This window comes from Pseudomonas sp. LAMO17WK12:I10 (assembly GCF_900215185.1).
Taxonomy (GTDB): Bacteria; Pseudomonadota; Gammaproteobacteria; order Pseudomonadales; family Pseudomonadaceae; genus Aquipseudomonas; species Aquipseudomonas chlororaphis.
In genome coordinates, this window is record NZ_OBDX01000009.1 from 141679 (window position 1) to 158540 (window position 16862).

Consider the following 16862-nt stretch of genomic DNA (forward strand, 5'->3'; position numbering starts at 1 on the left):
GCTTCATTCATCCCCGGCGCAGCTGCGTGGCGTGAGGTTCTTCTCCTTGGCGAAGGCCGCCGACTTCTCGTCGATCAGCGGCCGCAGCAAGGCGCGGTCGGCGGCGATCCAGTCGCTGATCAGGGTCCAGTGGGCGCCGTCCCACTGCTGCACCCGCGCCGAACCGCCGCCCTCGTGATCGCGGCAGGACAGCTTGAGGTTCTGCATCAACCCCAGGTAACCCATGGCCTTGAGCCGGGCGTCGTCGATGTTCAGGTGCTCCAGGCCCCAGCGGCCTTCTTCGCCGTTGAGCGGGCGCTGGCCGAACTTGCCCTGGGCGGTGCGGATCGCTTCGACCGCCACCGCGGCGTTCACCAGCCCGGAGTTGTAGTACACGCTGCCGAAGTTCTTCAGGTCCGCAAGGTCACTCTTACCCTGGTCGAGGATGTGTTGCTTGAGACGCCGGTGGATGTCGAAATCGCTTCCCGCCGGATAAGGCGTCAGCGCCAGGTAGCCTTTGGCCGCCGCGCCGGCCGGCAATACGTCTTCGCTGGAGCTGGCCCAGATGTCGCCGATGATGTGGTCCACCGGGAAGCCGAAGCGCGCGGCGGTCTTCACCGCCACCGGGGTCGAGACGCCCCAGGTGCGCAGGAACACCCAGTCGGGGTTCTGCTGGCGCACCTGGCGCCATTGCGCCGACTGCTCGTTACCCGGATCGGCCACCGGAATCTGGATGTTCTCGAAGCCGTACTTCTGCGCCAGCAGCTTCAGCGGGCCGAGGGTTTCCCGGCCATAGGCCGAATCGTGGTAGACCGTGGCGATCTTCTTGCCCTTGAGCTTGTCGAAGCCGCCCTCGCGCTCGGCGATATAGTTCACCAGGGTCGACGCCTCGCTGTAGAAGGTCAGCATCACCGGGAAGTTATAGGGAAACACCGTGCCGTCGGTGGCTTCGGTACGGCCGTAACCCAGGGTGATCAGCGGGATCTTGTCGACCTCGGCGCGCTCGCTCAGGGCATAGGCCGCCGGTGCGCCGTTGGGCTGGTAGACCGCCACCGGCGCGCCATCCAGGCCGTTCTTGAAGCGCTCGTAGCACTCGATGCCCTTCTCCGCCGTCCACTCGGTCTCGCACTCCTGCCAGACCAGCTTGACCCCGTTGATCCCGCCTTCCACCTGATTGATGTAGTTCAGGTAGTCGATCATGCCGGCCCACACCTGCACCCCGCTGGAGGCATAGGCGCCGACCCGGTAAGTGGCCAGCGGAAAGAACTGCTGGTCCGCCGCGGCCTGCGCCACGGGCGCCGCGCCGCCGAGGATCGCCAGCGCCACCGCGACGCCGGCCAGGGAACGTTTCAAGGATGCACGCATATCTTCTCTCTACTCAGGAGTGGAATTCAGAAACGCAGCGGCCACTGCCCCAGCCGTTGACGGAGATTGCCCAACAAGCGGATCAAGCCCTCCGGCTCCTTGATCAGGAACAGGATGATCAGCACGCCGAAGATGATTTTCTGCAGGTTCTGCAACTGCCCGGCATCCACCGCACCGCCCGCCAGGGTTTGCCCGGCGTGGCTCAACAGGATCGGCAGCAGGCTGATAAAGGCCGCGCCGACGAAGTTGCCGGCCACGCTGCCCATGCCGCCGATAATGATGATGAACAGGATCTGGAACGAACGATTGATATCGAAGCTGCTGGCGCTGGCGGTGCCCAGGTAGGCGAAGGCCCACAGGGCGCCGGCGATGCCCAGGTAGAAGGAACTGACGGCGAACGCCAGGCGCTTGTAGCGCGCCACCGGAATGCCGATCACCGCCGCCGCGGTGTCCATGTCGCGAATCGCCATCCAGTTGCGCCCGACCTGGCTGCGCACCAGGTTCAACGCGACCCAGGTCAACAGCAGCACGCAGGCCAGGGTCAGCAGGTAACGCCCGACCGGGGTATTGAGGTCATGGCCGAACAGGCTCAGCCGGGGCGCCGAGATGGTCCCCGAGGAGCCGTAGTTGTAGAACCAGGGAAACTTGACGAACAGCCACTCCAGGAAGAACTGCGCCGCCAGGGTGGTGACCATCAGGTAGAAGCCCTTGATCCGCGAACTGGGCAGGCCGAACAGCCAGCCCACCGCCGCGCTGATCAAGCCGCCGCCGAGCAGCGCCAGGGGCAGGCCCAGCTCCGGCAGGCGCAGCAGGAAGCCATAGGTGGCGAAGGCTCCGACCGCCATGAAGCCGGCGGCGCCGACCGAGGTCTGGCCGGTGTAGCCGGTGAGCAGGTTGAGGCCGAGCCCGGCCAGGGACAGCACCAGGAACGGAATCAGAATGGCGTTGAGCCAATAGTCGTTACCCACCAGGGGCACGCCGACCAGGGCCAGCAACAGCAGGCCGCCCAGGCCCCAGGGCAGGCGGCGCGGGATCAACAGCACAGGCGCGGTGGCCTGGGTCAGGGGAATGGACATGGGTTCAGACTCGCTCGATGGCGCGCTCGCCGAACAGGCCGGCGGGACGGATATAAAGGAAGGCCAGGGCCAGCACATAGGCGAACCAGGGGGTGATGCCGCCGCCGATCAGCGGGCCGATGTAGACCTCGGCCAGGTTCTCCGCGGCGCCGACGATCAGCCCGCCGACTATAGCCCCGCCGATCGAGGTGAAGCCGCCGATGATCAGCACCGGCAAAGCCTTGAGCACCACCAGCGACAGCGAGAACTGCACGCCCTGGCGCGCGCCCCAGAGCAGCCCGGCCACCAGCCCGACGATGCCGGCCACGGCCCAGACGATCTGCCAGATGCGGTTGAGGTTGATGCCGATCGACAGCGCGGCCGTGGTGTCGTCGGCCACCGCCCGCAGCGACACACCGATCCGGGTCTTGTTGAACAGCAGCGCCAGCACCGTCACCAGCACCACGGCCGTGGCCGCGGCGATCAGGTCGAACTGGCTGAGCATCAACGGCCCGAGGAACAGCGGCACGTCGTCGATGCCCAGGTCCAGCGCCCTGACCTGGGAGCCCATCAGCCCCTGGGCCAGGCCTTCGATGATGAACGACAGGCCCAGGGTGGCCATGAACAGGGTGATCTGCGAACGATTGACCAATGGCCGCAGCACCAGCCGCTCGATCAGCCAGGCGCCGGCGATCATCACCAGCACCGTCGCCAGCAGCGCCAGGACAAAGGGCACGCCCTGGTCGTGCAGGCTGACGAAGGTCAGCGCGGCGAACAGCAACATCGCGCCCTGGGCGAAATTGAACACGCCGCTGGCCTTGTAGATCAGCACGAAGCCGATGGCCACCAGCGAATACAGGGTGCCGGCCAGCAGGCCGCCCAGCAGGGTTTCGAGGAAAAAGCTCATCAGTGCACCGCCCCCAGGTAGGCGGCGATCACCTCGGGGTCGGCCTGCACTTCGGCCGGGGTGCCGTCGCCGACCTTGCGCCCGTAGTCCAGCACCACCACATGGTCGGACAGGTCCATGACCACGTTCATATCGTGCTCGATCAGCACCACCGTGGTGCCCAGGTCGCGGTTGATGTCGGCGATGAAACGCGCCATGTCCTGTTTTTCCTCGGCGTTCATCCCGGCCATGGGCTCGTCCAGCAGCAACAGGCTGGGCCCGGCGATCAGGGCCCGGCCCAGCTCGACGCGCTTTTGCAGGCCGTAGGACAGGTTGCCCACCGGCACGTCGCGCTGCGCCTGCAACTCGAGGAACTCGAGAATGCCCTGGGCCAGTTGCCGATGGGCCTCGGCCTCGCGCCGCGCCCGGGGCAGCCCCAGGGCCTGTTCGATAAAGCTGGCGCGGGTGTGCCGCGACAGGCCGCTGAGCAGGTTGTCGATCACGCTCATCTTCTTGAACAGCGCGTTGTTCTGGAAGGTGCGGCCGATGCCCCGGCGCGCGGCCTGCAAGGGGTCGATGCGCTGGAACGCTTCGCGGTCGAAGACAATCGAGCCGGCGTCGAAGCGATAGACGCCATTGAGGATATTGAGCAAGGAGCTCTTGCCGGCGCCGTTGGGCCCGATCAGCGCGCAGATCTCGCCGCGCGCGACCGCGAAGGACAGTTGGTTGATCGCCTTCACCCCCTTGAACGACAGGGAGATGGCATTGACTTGCAGGATGGGGTCGGCGGCGCTCATGCGATATTCCGTTTGAGTTCGGCCAGCCACACCGGCGCCGAAGGTGTCGAGGGGTTGCCGGGGGCCTGCCAGATGTAATCCAGGCGCTGGAACCCCAGGAGCCGGCGCACCCGGTTCTTCAGCAGCCGTTGCAGGGGGCGGTGCGGCTGGGCAATGGCCCAGTCGCACAGGCGGCGGCGCCAACTGCCCACGGGCGCCAGGCGGCTTTCGATGTCGTCGGCCAGGCGTTGCAGGCAAGGGCCCGAGAGCAGCAGGCCGCTGGGGGCGACATCGCGGCGGTCGCGGCTGGCCGAACCGCGGCTTTCCGGGAAGGCCAGGCTATGGCCGCTGTGCAGCCATTGGTGCAGCAAGACCCTCAGGCCTTCCGGCCAGTGCGTGCCCTCCTCGCTCCACAGCTGCGCGGCATGGGCCGGATGCCGCCAGTGGTTCTGGCGCTGGGGCTTTTCCCGGCTGCCGAGCAGGTCGCTGAAGGCCAGCACCGGCTGGCGCGAACCTTCCGGCAGGCGCGGAACAGGTTGATGGGCAATCAATAATTGCGGGGCCATGCCGTTTTCGCCGGCCGCGACCCAGCGCAGCAGTTGCTGGCGCGAATGCACGAAGGCATGGCTGGGGCGCAGGTTCCACAGGGCCTGGCGCAGGGCTTGCGGGTCGAGCTCGTCGCTCAGGGTCAGCACCTGGCCGCCCACCCGTTGCGCGGCCAGGGCCAGGAGCAGCAGGTTGGGCTCGAACAGGCCACTCAACGCCAGTCGCGAGCCTTCGTCGAAACCCTGTTGGCGCAGGCCGTCGGCCAGGCGCTCGACATCCCGCGCGGCGTCGATCCAGCGCCAGTTGTACCAATGGCCGTGGTGCTTGTGACGCAACGCGCTGGCCAGCGGGCTGACCTGCGCCCAGTGCTGCAACAGCTCCAGGGCCGCGGGCAGCAGCACAGTGTGTTCCGGTGTTCGCGCGTCCGCCGGGGGTGAACGCTTGAGTTCATGCACGCTCATGGACTGACCTCGATTCCTTGGGCAAAAGCGTGCGGTGGTCCGCTGGCTGTTTTTTGGTTTGCACTGCACCTGTAGCCGCTGCCGAAGGCTGCGATCGACCGACAGGTCGTGACGATCACACTGACGCTGAAGGTCCTTCGGACCTATCGCAGCCTGCGGCAGCGGCTACAGGGACGGTATCCGGATGGAGGCCACCTGCTGCTCCTGGCGATGCAAGGCCGCCAGGTCGCGATAAGCGCTGCCCGGATGGTTCTGCGGCAAACGCGGCCCGGCGCCGAACAGCTTCTCGCGCAAGGTGCCGGGGGCGTATTCGGTCTTGTACACGCCGCGCTTCTGCAACTCGGGGACCAGCAGTTCGACGGCATCGACAAAGGTTTCGTGGGTCAGCGCATAGGCCAGGTTGAAGCCGTCCACATCGGTGTCCTCGACCCACTCCTGGAGCAGGTCGGCCACGGTTTCCGGGCTGCCGACGAACAGCGGGCCGAAGCCGCCGATGCCGACCCAGTCCGCTAGCTCATGGGGCGTCCAGACCTTGTTCGGGTCGGCCGTGGAGAAGGCTTCCACCGCCGACTGGATGGCGTTGGTGTGCACATGCTTGAGTGGCTCGTCGGGCTTGAACTGGCTGAAGTCGATGCCGGTCCAGCCGGAAATCAGCGCCATGGCGCCCTCGTAGCTGACCCAGGACTTGTACTCCTCGAACTTGGCCCTGGCCTTGGCGTCGGTCTCGCCGAGGATCACCGTCTGCAGGTTGAAGATCAGGATCTGCGCCGGATCGCGCCCGGCCTCGGCGGCGCGGCGGCGGATATCGGCCACGGTCTTCTTCAGCAGCACCTTGGACGGCGCGGCGACGAACACGCACTCGGCCTGCTCGGCGGCGAACTGCTTGCCACGGCTCGACGCCCCGGCCTGGAAGAGCACCGGGGTGCGTTGCGGCGAAGGCTCGCAGAGGTGGATGCCCGGCACCTGGAAATGTTTACCGAAGTGCTGGATCTCATGGATCTTGCTCGGGTCGCTGAAGATCCGCCGTTCCCGGTCGCGCAGCACCGCGCCCTCTTCCCAACTGCCTTCCCAGAGCTTGTAGCAAACCTGCAGGTATTCCTCGGCGTAGTCGTAGCGGGCGTCGTGCTCGGTCTGGGCTTTCTGCCCCAGGTTCTTCGCCCCGCTTTCCAGGTAGGAGGTGACGATGTTCCAGCCGGCGCGGCCGCGGGTCAGGTGGTCGAGGGTCGAAAGACGCCGGGCGAAGGGATAGGGATGCTCGAACGACAGCGACGCGGTCAGGCCGAAGCCCAGGTGCTCGGTGACCAGGGCCATGGGCGGGATCAGTTGCAGCGGGTCGTTGACCGGCACCTGGGCCGCCTGGCGGATCGCCGCCTCGCCGTTGCCCTGGTAGACGTCGTAGATGCCCAGCACATCGGCGATAAACAGGCCGTCGAACTTGCCGCGTTCGAGGATCCGCGCCAGGTCGGTCCAGTATTCGAGGTCCTTGTACTGCCAGGAGCGATCCCGGGGGTGGGCCCACAGGCCCGGCGACTGGTGGCCGACACAGTTCATGTCGAACGCGTTGAGACGGATTTCCCGGGCCATCAAACAGCACTCCTGAAACTGGGCGGCACCACACCATTGAGGCGGTAGTTGCCGATCAACGGGTATTTCCAGCGCAAGGGTTCACCCTGCGCGGCGGGCAGCGGGCTGCGCTGGCCGGTCAGCTCGAACTCGGCGTTGCTCACCGCGAGCAAGGCCTCGCGGCTGGCGATGGCCGCCTCGGCCTGGGCCACGCCGATTTCGGCGACGTCGTGCTCCCTGGCGAGCAGGGATTGCGCCCGTTCCTGCAGGGCGGCGGCGACTTCGATACGGATCAGCAGGTCGCCAAAGCGGCTGATCACATAAGGGTCGTCGCTGGCTCGGGCCAGGCCGCTGCCGGGCCAGGGTTTGGCCTGCTCACGGACAAACTTGAGGGTCGATTGCAGCAGTTCGCGGGCGCGGCGCAGGTCGTCCTGACTGTGCTCGGGCTGTTCATCGGCGCGTTTTTCATGGGCGGTGGCTTGGCTCAATGCGTTCATGGGCGGTTCCTCAGTTCCAGGCGTGGCGGGCCGGCTTGACGCCGTTGAGCAGGAAGTTGCCGATCAGGTGGTATTTCCAGCGCGCCGGGTCATGCAAGGTGTGGGTCCGCGCGTTGCGCCAGTAGCGGTCGAGGTTGTACTTGCCCAGCACCGAGCGAGTGCCGGCCAGTTCGAACAGCTTGCTGCTGGCGAGCAAGGCACTTTCCGCCGACAGCACCTTGGCTTGCGCCACCACCACCGAGGCCTGGGCCACGGTGTCTTCGTTGGGTTCGCGCAGTGCCTGGTCGATGGCCAGGCCGGCTTTTTCCAGGATCGCCTCGGTGCCGTGCACTCGCCATTCCAGGTCGCCGATGGCGGCGATAGTGAACGGGTCCTGCCAGCCATGATCCTGGCCACTGTCGATCCAGGGGCGCGACTGGCGCGCGTGGCGCTTGGCTTCTTCCAGGGCGCCGACTGCCAGGCCGGTGTCCACCGCCGCCTGGATGATCTGCGAGATCGGCCCGTCGGCGGTGGGCTCGTCGAATGCGCGATGGGCCGGGATCACCGCGCTCAGTGGCACCTGCACCGCATCGAGGGTGACCCCGCCGCTGGCCGTGGTGCGCTGGCCGAAACCGTCCCAGCTGTCGATCACCGTCAGGCCGGGGTTGTCCCGCTCGATAAAGGCGATGAACGCCTTGTTCTCTTCGTCGACCGCCACCGCCGGCACGATATGGGCGAACAAGGCGCCGGTGCAGTAGAACTTCTCGCCGTCGATCCGCGCGCCGTCGGCGTTGAAACGAATGCGGGTCTCGAAGGCGCCGGCATGCTTGCTGCCGGCTTCGGAGAACGCATTGCCGAAGCGATAGCCCTGCAGCACCTTGGCGAAGTAGTAGCGCTTCTGCTCCTCGCTGGCGGTCTGCAGCAGGATGTCGAGCACGCCCAGGTGGTTCTGCGGCAACTGGCCGAGGGACGAGTCGGCGGCGGAAATGATCTTGATCACCTGCGCCACCGTCACGTAGGACACCCCGGCGCCCCCGTAGGCCTTGGGAATGGTGATGCCCCACAGGCCGCTGGCGGAGAACTCGTCCAACTCGGCGAACGGCAGGCGCCGCTCGCGATCGCGCACGCTGGCTTCGACGGCGAAACGTTCGGCCAGGGTCCGGGCAACGGCGATAGCCTCGGCGTCGGAGTGGATGATGTGGGCGGTTCGGGTGGGTTGAGCAGTGGCTGTCATGGCCGACTCCAGGTCCTGTCGAATGCGGAAGATCCGTTCTGACCTGGAGATTGCAGAAGTCGTGCCGAAGACTATAAGTCTTATAAATCAGTAAGTTGATTGATATTTATAAGAAACAGCATCAATTGAAAACAGGCAAAATGTTCAAGCACTGTTGCCCAGGCAACAGTGCTCAGATCACCACGTTGCGCACGAAACGCACCGCCACCGCCCCATCGTTGCGATAGGCATGCGGCAGGTTGCTGGCGAACATGAAGAACTCGCCGCTGTCCAGGCGCCGCTCCTGCTCGCCCAGGACCAGGGTCAGGCAACCCTCGAAGACATACAACTGCTCGCTCCAGCCTTCGGCGTCCGGTTCCGACAGGTATTGCTCGCCCGGCTCCAGGCGCCACTCCCACAGCTCCACTTCGCGGCAGGCGTTGGCCTTGGCCAGCAGCACCGCCTTGCTCCCGGGAATCAGCCCGGCCCAGGCCAGCTCGTTGATCCGGCTCGGGTCGCGGGCATCGGGGGCCTGGATCAGGTCGCTGAAGGCCACGTCCAGGGCTTCGGCCACCCGGTCCAGGGTGCTGAGGCTGACATTCTTCTCACCGGCCTCGATGGCCACCAGCATGCGCCGGCTGACCCCGGACTTTTCCGCCAGGGCGCTCTGGCTCAGCTCGGCGGCGTGGCGCAGGCGCCGGACGTTGTGACTGACATGCTGCAGCACGGAAGCGCGCTGCCCAGGATCTTTGTGCACTATATTGCTCACTGTATGGATTTGCGCAGTATACTGCCCAACTTCGCGGCGCATTGTGCGGCCGCCCCGGGTAGCACGCAAGGGCATGACGTCGGTGAACTCCAGCAAATCTTCTTCCTTCTTCCTCAAACTGAGCAAAGCCGAGTGCGTGCTGGTGCTGATCACCATGGTCTGGGGCGGCACCTTTCTCACGGTGCAGCACGCCATGACCGTCAGCGGCCCGATGTTCTTCGTCGGCCTGCGGTTCGCCGCGGCGGCCTGCATCGTCGGGCTGTTCTCCCTGCGTAGCCTGCGCGGGCTGACCCTGTTCGAACTCAAGGCCGGGGTCTTCATCGGCACCGCCATCATGCTCGGCTACGGCCTGCAGACCGTGGGCCTGCAAAGCATTCCCAGCAGCCAGTCGGCCTTTATCACCGCGCTGTACGTGCCCTTCGTGCCGCTGCTGCAATGGCTGTTCATGGGCAAGCGCCCGGGGCTGATGCCGAGCATCGGCATCATGCTGGCCTTCACCGGCCTGATGCTGCTCTCCGGGCCCAGCGGCGCCGCGCTGGACTTCAGCCCGGGAGAAATCGCCACCCTGATCAGCACCGTGGCCATCGCCGCGGAAATCATCCTGATCAGCACCTATGCCGGCCAGGTCGATGTGCGCCGGGTCACCGTAGTACAACTGGCTGCCACCTCGGTGCTGTCGTTCCTGATGGTGGTGCCGACCCAGGAAGCCATCCCGGACTTTTCCTGGCTGCTGCTGGCCAGCGCCCTGGGCCTGGGCGCCGCCAGCGCGGCGATCCAGGTGGCGATGAACTGGGCGCAGAAAAGCGTCTCGCCGACCCGCGCCACCCTGATCTACGCCGGCGAACCGGTGTGGGCCGGGCTGGTCGGGCGCATCGCCGGCGAACGCCTGCCGGCCCTGGCCCTGCTGGGCGGCGCGCTGATCGTCGCGGCGGTGATCGTCAGCGAGTTGAAGACCAAGGGTAAAGGTGGCGAGGTGATCGAGGCGGATCGGCTGGATGAGACCGCGGACTCGCAACGCTGAGCTAGCGCGGCAACGATTGGAGGATGGCCGCCAGTTCCTGCCGGGAGAGCTGGCCGGCCTGTACGGCGGCGACAATGTCTTCTCGTGTCATGGTTTTATCCGCGACCTGCTCGGGATCGATATTCCACAACCACAAGGGGCTGATCTGCTCCTGCCCCGGCCAGAAGGCCTTGGGCAAGGCTTCCTGGGCGATGACGCCCTTGTGATAGAAGTACGCCAGGTAACGGCCATGGCCCTCGGCAAAGCCGGTGTCGTAATAGAGCACGGTGCCGGCGGGCAAGGCCGCCGCCGCTTGCCCCTCGATCGACAAGGGTTCCAGGGTCTTGAAGCGGCTCATGCCGGCAGTGGGTCCGGCCAGGGTCAGCCACAGCCAGACGATCCAGCCGCCGAGGGCCATCAGCAGCAGACTGGCGAGGGTTTTGCGGATAAAGGTTCCGAGGGTCATAAAGGGCCTGTCTGCTTCCTTTCAAGCGGGTCCGTTGCCGAGGGGCGCGACCATAACACCGCGCGCAGCGCTTTGTTGTCATTCACCCGGGGCAAACTGCCATGATTTTCGCACTAGCCGGCTTTTTGTCCCCGGCCTTGAACGCCGTTCGAAGGGGTTTTGTAGGATCCTGCCACAGCTTCAAGGTTGGTGATCACAGAGTCGGCACGTATGATGCATCACAATTTCCCGCAGATTAGAAGCCTATGTCCCTGATAGTTCTACTGCTTCTGCCTTTTATCGGCAGCTGTCTGGCGGCCTTGCTGCCGCACAACGCGCGTAACACCGAGTCCCTGCTGGCAGGCCTGGTCGCCTTGGCCGGTAGCGTGGCGGTGGCCTCGATGTACCCGCAGATCGCCCATGGCGGCGTGATCCGTGAAGAATTCAACTGGCTGCCTAGCCTCGGCCTGAACTTCGTCCTGCGCATGGACGGCTTCGCCTGGCTGTTCTCCATGCTGGTGCTGGCCATCGGTACCCTGGTGTCGCTGTACGCACGCTACTACATGTCGCCGGAAGACCCGGTGCCGCGCTTCTTCGCGTTTTTCCTGGCCTTCATGGGCGCCATGCTCGGCCTGGTGATTTCCGGCAACCTGATCCAGATCGTGTTCTTCTGGGAACTGACCAGCCTGTTCTCCTTCCTGCTGATCGGCTACTGGCACCACCGCTCCGATGCCCGGCGCGGCGCCTACATGGCGCTGATGGTCACCGGCGCAGGGGGCTTGTGCCTGCTGGCGGGGGTCATGCTGCTCGGCCATGTGGTCGGCAGCTACGACCTGGACCAGGTCCTGGCTGCCGGAGATCTCATCCGAGCCCATGCCCTCTACCCCATTCTCCTGCCGCTGATCCTGATCGGCGCCCTCAGCAAAAGCGCGCAATTCCCCTTCCACTTCTGGCTGCCCCACGCCATGGCCGCGCCGACACCGGTCTCGGCCTACCTGCACTCGGCGACCATGGTCAAGGCCGGGGTGTTCCTCCTCGCTCGCCTCTGGCCGTCGCTGTCCGGCAGCGAAGAATGGTTCTGGATCGTCGGCGGCGCCGGGGCCGCGACCCTGGTGCTGGGCGCCTACTGCGCGATGTTCCAGAACGACCTCAAGGGCCTGCTGGCCTACTCGACCATCAGCCACCTGGGCCTGATCACCCTGCTGCTGGGCCTGAACAGCCCGCTGGCCGCGGTGGCCGCGGTGTTCCACATCCTCAACCACGCCACCTTCAAGGCCTCGCTGTTCATGGCCGCCGGCATCATCGACCACGAAAGCGGCACCCGCGACATCCGCAAGCTCAACGGCCTGATCAAGCTGATGCCGTTCACCGCGACCCTGGCCATGGTCGCCAGCGCCTCCATGGCCGGCGTACCGCTGCTCAACGGTTTCCTGTCGAAAGAGATGTTCTTCGCCGAGACGGTGTTCATCAATTCCACCGCCTGGGTCGAGGCCGCCCTGCCGGTGATCGCCACCATCGCCGGGACCTTCAGCGTCGCCTACTCCCTGCGCTTCACCGTGGATGTGTTCTTCGGCAAGCCGGCCGAAGACCTGCCGCACACGCCCCACGAGCCGCCACGCTGGATGCGCGCGCCGGTGGAACTGCTGGTGTTCACCTGCCTGCTGGTGGGGATCTTCCCGGCGCAGATGGTCGGCCCGCTGCTGGCCGCGGCCGCCCAGCCGGTGGTTGGCGGCACGCTGCCGGAGTACAGCCTGGCGATCTGGCACGGCCTGAATGCGCCGATGATCATGAGCCTGATCGCCATGTCCGGCGGCATCGTGCTCTACCTGCTGTTGCGTGCCCCGCTGGTGCGCGGTGATTTTGCCTATCCGCCGCTGATCGGCCGCTTCAACGGCAAGCGCCTGTTCGAGCGCAGCCTGGTGAGCATGATGCGCCTGGCCCGGCGCCTGGAACGGCGGATCAGCACCCAGCGCCTGCAGACCCAGCTGTTCCTGCTGGTGCTGGTGGCGGTGCTGGCCGGCCTGATCCCGATGCTCTACAGCAGCCTGAGCTGGGGCGACCGACCGAAGATCCCGGGCTCCATCGTCTTCGTCACCCTCTGGCTGCTGGCCATCGCCTGCGCCCTCGGCGCCGCCTGGCAAGCCAAGTACCACCGTCTGGCGGCCCTGACCATGGTCAGCGTCTGCGGGCTGATGACCTGCGTGACCTTCGTCTGGTTCTCCGCGCCGGACCTGGCCCTGACCCAGCTGGTGGTGGAAGTGGTGACCACGGTGCTGATCCTGCTCGGCCTGCGCTGGCTGCCCCGGCGGATCGAGGATGTTTCGCCGCTGCCCAGCAGCCTGCCCAAGGCCCGTGCCCGCCGCCTGCGCGACCTGCTGCTGTCGATCGCCGTCGGCCTGGGCATGGCCGTGCTGTCCTACGCCATGCTGACCCGCCAGACCCCCAACGACATTTCCTCGTTCTACCTCAGCCGCGCCCTGCCGGAAGGCGGCGGCAGCAATGTGGTGAATGTGATGCTGGTGGACTTCCGCGGCTTCGACACCCTGGGCGAGATCACCGTGCTGGTGGCCGTGGCCCTGACCGTGTTCGCCCTGCTGCGACGCTTCCGCCCGCCGAAGGAAAGCATGCAGCTGCCGGCCCAGCAGCGCCTGCTGGCGCCCGACGTGGTCACCGACCTGGTTAACCCGCGCCACGCCAGCGACACCGCCCTGGGCTTCATGATGGTGCCGGCGGTGCTGGTGCGCCTGCTGCTGCCGATCGCCCTGGTGGTGTCGTTCTACCTGTTCATGCGCGGCCACAACCTGCCGGGCGGCGGTTTCGTCGCCGGCCTGGTGATGTCGGTGGCGTTCATCCTGCAATACATGGTCGCCGGCACCCAGTGGGTCGAGGCCCAGATGAGCCTGCGGCCGTTGCGCTGGATGGGCACCGGCCTGCTGTTCGCTACCCTGACCGGGCTCGGCGCCCTGGCGTTCGGCTACCCGTTCCTGACCACCCATACCCTGCACCTGGACCTGCCGCTGCTGGGCGATATCCATATCGCCAGCGCGCTGTTCTTCGACATCGGCGTGTATGCCGTGGTGGTCGGCTCGACCCTGCTGATCCTCACCGCGCTGGCGCACCAGTCGGTGCGTGCCCAAGTCAAACCCCAAGCCAAGCCAGGAGCCGCCTGATGGAAGAAGTCATTGCAATCGCCATTGGTGTGCTGGCGGCCTCCGGCGTCTGGCTGGTGCTGCGGCCACGGACCTTCCAGGTGGTGATGGGCCTGTGCCTGCTGTCCTATGGGGTCAACCTGTTCATCTTCAGCATGGGCAGCCTGTTCATCGGCAAGGAGCCGATCATCAAGGACGGCGTGCCCCAGGACCTGCTGCACTACACCGACCCGCTGCCCCAGGCGCTGGTGCTCACGGCGATCGTCATCAGCTTCGCCATGACCGCGCTGTTCCTGGTGGTGCTGCTGGCGTCCAGGGGCCTGACCGGCACCGACCATGTGGATGGCCGGGAGCCCAAGGAATGAACCTGATGCCGCACCTGATCGTCGCGCCTATCCTGCTGCCGCTGCTGACCGCCGCGGTGATGCTGATGCTCGGCGAGAAACATCGCCCGCTCAAAGCCAGGATCAACCTGTTCTCCAGCATGCTCGGCCTGGGCATTTCCGTGCTGTTGCTGTGCTGGACCCAGCAGACCGGCGTGCCCGGCTCCGTCGGCGTGTACCTGCCGGGCAACTGGCAGGTGCCGTTCGGCATCGTGCTGGTGGTCGATCGCCTGTCGGCGCTGATGCTGGTGCTCACCGGGATCATCGGCGTCAGCGCCCTGCTGTTCGCCATGGCTCGCTGGGACCGCGCCGGGGCCAGCTTCCACGCGCTGTTCCAGATCCAGCTGATGGGCCTGTACGGTGCCTTCCTGACCGCCGACCTGTTCAACCTGTTCGTGTTCTTCGAAGTGCTGCTGGCCGCCTCCTACGGCCTGATGCTGCACGGCTCGGGGCGGGCGCGGGTGTCCGCCGGCCTGCACTACGTGGCGATCAACCTGTTGGCCTCGTCGCTGTTCCTGATCGGCGCGGCGCTGATCTACGGCGTCACCGGCACCCTGAACATGGCCGACCTGGCGCTGAAGATCCCGCTGGTGCCGGAAGCCGACCGTGGCCTGCTGCACGCCGGCGCGGCGATCCTCGCCACCGCGTTCCTGGCCAAGGCCGGCATCTGGCCGCTGAACTTCTGGCTGGTGCCGGCCTACTCCGCGGCCAGCGCGCCGGTGGCGGCGATGTTCGCGATCATGACCAAGGTCGGCGTCTACACCCTGCTGCGCCTGTGGACCCTGCTGTTCTCCGGCCAGGCCGGGGCCTCGGCCTACTTCGGCGGCGACTGGCTGATCTACGGCGGCATGGCGACCATCGTCGGCGCGGCCCTGGCGATCCTCGCCGCGCAACGCCTGGAACGCATGGCCAGCCTGAGTATCCTGGTCTCGGCCGGGATCCTCCTGGCGGCGATCGGCTTCGCCCAGCCCAGGCTGATTGCCGGCGCGCTGTTCTACCTGGTCAGCTCGACCCTGGCCCTGAGCGCGCTGTTCTTGCTGGCCGAGCTGATCGAGCGTTCGCGTTCGGCCAACGAGATCCCCCTCGAGGATGAAGTCGAAACCCTGCCCCGGCCCCAGGAGTCGCTGCAACCCCCTCCGGGCACCAACCTCGACGACGAACAGAAAGCCGTGGTCGGCCAGGTGATTCCCTGGACCATGGCCTTCCTCGGCCTGAGCTTCATCGCCTGCGCGCTGCTGATCATCGGCATGCCGCCACTGTCGGGTTTCATCGGCAAGCTGAGCCTGATCGGCGCCCTGCTCAACCCTGCCGGGCTGGGCCAGGCCACGGATGCGCCGTTGTCCGGCGCCGCCTGGGGCCTGCTGGCCTTGTTGATCCTTTCCGGCCTGGCGTCGCTGATCGCCTTTTCGCGCCTGGGCATCCAGCGCTTCTGGACCCCGGAAGAACGGCCGTCGCCGCTGCTGCGGCGCTTCGAGTGCGTGCCGATCATCGCCCTGCTTGGGTTGTGCATGCTGCTGACCGTCAAGGCCGAGCCGCTGCTGCGCTTTACCCAGGCCGCCGCTGACAGCCTCAACGATCCGCAGCAGTATGTGATGGCCGTGCTCGGCACCCGGGCGGTCCCCAGCCCCGAGGCCCAGGCGGCGTTGCAGGAGGTGCAGCCATGAAGCGCCTGTTCCCCGCTCCCTGGTTGTCGCTGGCGCTGTGGCTGCTGTGGCTGGTGCTGAACCTGTCCGTCAGCCCCGGCAACCTGCTGCTCGGCGCGCTGCTGGGGTTCTGCGCGCCCCTGATGATGCGGCCGTTGCGCCCGCTGCCGATCCGCATCCGCCGCCCCGCGACCATCCTGCGCCTGCTCCTGGTGGTCGGCCGCGATGTGCTGCTGTCGAACCTGGCCGTGGCCTGGGGCGTACTCAACGCCAGGCGCCGCCCGCCGCGCTCGCGCTTCGTCAAGATCCCCCTGGAGCTGCGCGACGCCAACGGCCTGGCCGCGCTCTCGACCATCACCACGGTGGTGCCGGGCACGGTGTGGTCCGAGCTGTCCCTGGACCGCAGCATCCTGCTGCTGCATGTGTTCGACCTGGACGACGAAGCGGCTTTCATCCACCACTTCAAGACGACCTACGAGCGTCCGTTGATGGAGATCTTCGAATGAGCGCCCTGCTCGCGAATGCGATCCTGTTCAGCCTGTTCCTGTTTTCCGTGGCCATGGTCCTGACCCTGGTCCGGCTGTTCAAGGGCCCCTCGGCCCAGGACCGGGTCCTGGCCCTGGACTACCTGTACATCCTGGCGATGCTGATGATGCTGGTGCTGGGCATCCGCTACGCCAGCGACACCTACTTCGAGGCGGCGCTGCTGATCGCCCTGTTCGGCTTCGTCGGCTCCTTCGCCCTGGCCAAATTCCTCCTGCGTGGCGAGGTGATCGAATGAATGCCGTCAGTGAACTGTCGTGGTGGATCGAGATACCGGTGGCGATCCTGCTGGTGCTCAGCAGCAGCTTCGCGCTGATCGGCGCCCTGGGCATGCTGCGCATGAAGGATTACTTCCAGCGCATGCACCCGCCGGCCCTGGCCTCGACCCTGGGCGCCTGGTGCGTGGCCCTGGCGTCGATCCTGTATTTCTCGGGGATGAAGTCGGGGCCGGTGCTGCACGCCTGGCTGATCCCGATCCTGCTGTCGATCACCGTGCCGGTGACCACCCTGCTGCTGGCGCGGGCGGCGCTGTTCCGCAAGCGCATGGCCGGCGACGACGTACCGGCGGAGGTCAGCAGCCGGCGCAGCGAAAGCGGCAGCTGAGTTCAGC

At 66.4% G+C, this 16862-nt stretch carries 16 protein-coding genes and 1 pseudogene; 7 read left to right on the top strand and 10 right to left on the bottom strand.

Annotated elements, in window-relative coordinates:
• Nucleotides 1–3: 3 nt before the first annotated feature.
• The 9 genes from CRO75_RS12730 to CRO75_RS12770 form a co-directional block, all read right to left on the bottom strand.
• Nucleotides 4–1344, bottom strand: coding sequence for an ABC transporter substrate-binding protein (locus CRO75_RS12730; RefSeq protein WP_097135725.1), 1341 nt, complete (start codon nt 1342–1344; stop codon nt 4–6).
• Nucleotides 1345–1370: 26 nt separating this feature from the next.
• The gene (locus CRO75_RS12735) at nt 1371–2420 is read right to left on the bottom strand and encodes a branched-chain amino acid ABC transporter permease (RefSeq protein ID WP_097135727.1); all 1050 of its coding nucleotides are present in this window, start codon (nt 2418–2420) and stop codon (nt 1371–1373) included.
• A gap of 4 nt (nt 2421–2424) precedes the next feature.
• Entirely contained in the window at nt 2425–3306 is an 882-nt protein-coding gene (locus CRO75_RS12740) for a branched-chain amino acid ABC transporter permease (RefSeq protein WP_097135729.1), read from the bottom strand.
• Entirely contained in the window at nt 3306–4082 is a 777-nt protein-coding gene (locus CRO75_RS12745) for an ABC transporter ATP-binding protein (RefSeq protein WP_062825516.1), read from the bottom strand. The genes CRO75_RS12740 and CRO75_RS12745 overlap by 1 nt, the downstream gene beginning before the upstream one ends.
• Nucleotides 4079–5068: an AMP-binding protein gene (locus tag CRO75_RS12750; RefSeq protein ID WP_097135731.1), complete on the bottom strand. Its 990-nt coding sequence runs from the start codon at nt 5066–5068 to the stop codon at nt 4079–4081. The genes CRO75_RS12745 and CRO75_RS12750 overlap by 4 nt, the downstream gene beginning before the upstream one ends.
• Nucleotides 5069–5233: 165 nt before the next feature.
• On the bottom strand, nt 5234–6652 hold the full coding sequence (locus CRO75_RS12755; protein WP_097135733.1) for an LLM class flavin-dependent oxidoreductase: 1419 nt from the start codon (nt 6650–6652) through the stop codon (nt 5234–5236).
• Entirely contained in the window at nt 6652–7128 is a 477-nt protein-coding gene (locus CRO75_RS12760; RefSeq protein WP_097135736.1) for an acyl-CoA dehydrogenase, read from the bottom strand. Before CRO75_RS12760 ends, CRO75_RS12755 begins: the two co-directional genes overlap by 1 nt.
• A gap of 10 nt (nt 7129–7138) precedes the next feature.
• A complete protein-coding gene (locus tag CRO75_RS12765) occupies nt 7139–8341 on the bottom strand; it encodes an SfnB family sulfur acquisition oxidoreductase (RefSeq protein WP_009043404.1) in 1203 nt (400 codons plus the stop codon).
• Nucleotides 8342–8513: 172 nt separating this feature from the next.
• Nucleotides 8514–9077 carry an XRE family transcriptional regulator gene (locus CRO75_RS12770; protein WP_009043403.1) on the bottom strand — a complete coding sequence of 188 codons (564 nt, stop codon included), beginning with the start codon at nt 9075–9077 and terminating at the stop codon, nt 8514–8516.
• 15 nt (nt 9078–9092) lie between these two features.
• On the opposite strand from CRO75_RS12770, the pseudogene CRO75_RS12775 reads away from it, so the two are divergent.
• A pseudogene (locus tag CRO75_RS12775) lies at nt 9093–10110 on the top strand (DMT family transporter).
• Between the two features lies 1 nt (nt 10111).
• Here CRO75_RS12775 and CRO75_RS12780 read toward each other — a convergent pair.
• Complete coding sequence (locus CRO75_RS12780; RefSeq protein WP_097135738.1) at nt 10112–10555, bottom strand: hypothetical protein; 444 nt, start codon at nt 10553–10555, stop codon at nt 10112–10114.
• Nucleotides 10556–10800: 245 nt separating this feature from the next.
• On the opposite strand from CRO75_RS12780, the gene CRO75_RS12785 reads away from it, so the two are divergent.
• Genes CRO75_RS12785 through CRO75_RS12810 form a run of 6 tightly spaced genes read left to right on the top strand, consistent with a single transcriptional unit; the run spans nt 10801 to nt 16855 of the window.
• Nucleotides 10801–13704, top strand: coding sequence for a monovalent cation/H+ antiporter subunit A (locus tag CRO75_RS12785; RefSeq protein WP_085531356.1), 2904 nt, complete (start codon nt 10801–10803; stop codon nt 13702–13704).
• Nucleotides 13704–14048 (top strand): Na+/H+ antiporter subunit C, encoded by a 345-nt coding sequence (locus tag CRO75_RS12790; RefSeq protein WP_003202835.1) that lies wholly within the window; start codon nt 13704–13706, stop codon nt 14046–14048. The genes CRO75_RS12785 and CRO75_RS12790 overlap by 1 nt, the downstream gene beginning before the upstream one ends.
• Nucleotides 14045–15730, top strand: coding sequence for a monovalent cation/H+ antiporter subunit D (locus CRO75_RS12795; RefSeq protein ID WP_092418343.1), 1686 nt, complete (start codon nt 14045–14047; stop codon nt 15728–15730). Before CRO75_RS12790 ends, CRO75_RS12795 begins: the two co-directional genes overlap by 4 nt.
• Nucleotides 15727–16215: a Na+/H+ antiporter subunit E gene (locus tag CRO75_RS12800; protein ID WP_092418344.1), complete on the top strand. Its 489-nt coding sequence runs from the start codon at nt 15727–15729 to the stop codon at nt 16213–16215. The genes CRO75_RS12795 and CRO75_RS12800 overlap by 4 nt, the downstream gene beginning before the upstream one ends.
• Entirely contained in the window at nt 16212–16490 is a 279-nt protein-coding gene (locus tag CRO75_RS12805; RefSeq protein WP_009043397.1) for a K+/H+ antiporter subunit F, read from the top strand. Before CRO75_RS12800 ends, CRO75_RS12805 begins: the two co-directional genes overlap by 4 nt.
• Nucleotides 16487–16855 (top strand): Na+/H+ antiporter subunit G, encoded by a 369-nt coding sequence (locus CRO75_RS12810; protein ID WP_007932797.1) that lies wholly within the window; start codon nt 16487–16489, stop codon nt 16853–16855. The genes CRO75_RS12805 and CRO75_RS12810 overlap by 4 nt, the downstream gene beginning before the upstream one ends.
• Nucleotides 16856–16862: the final 7 nt, after the last annotated feature.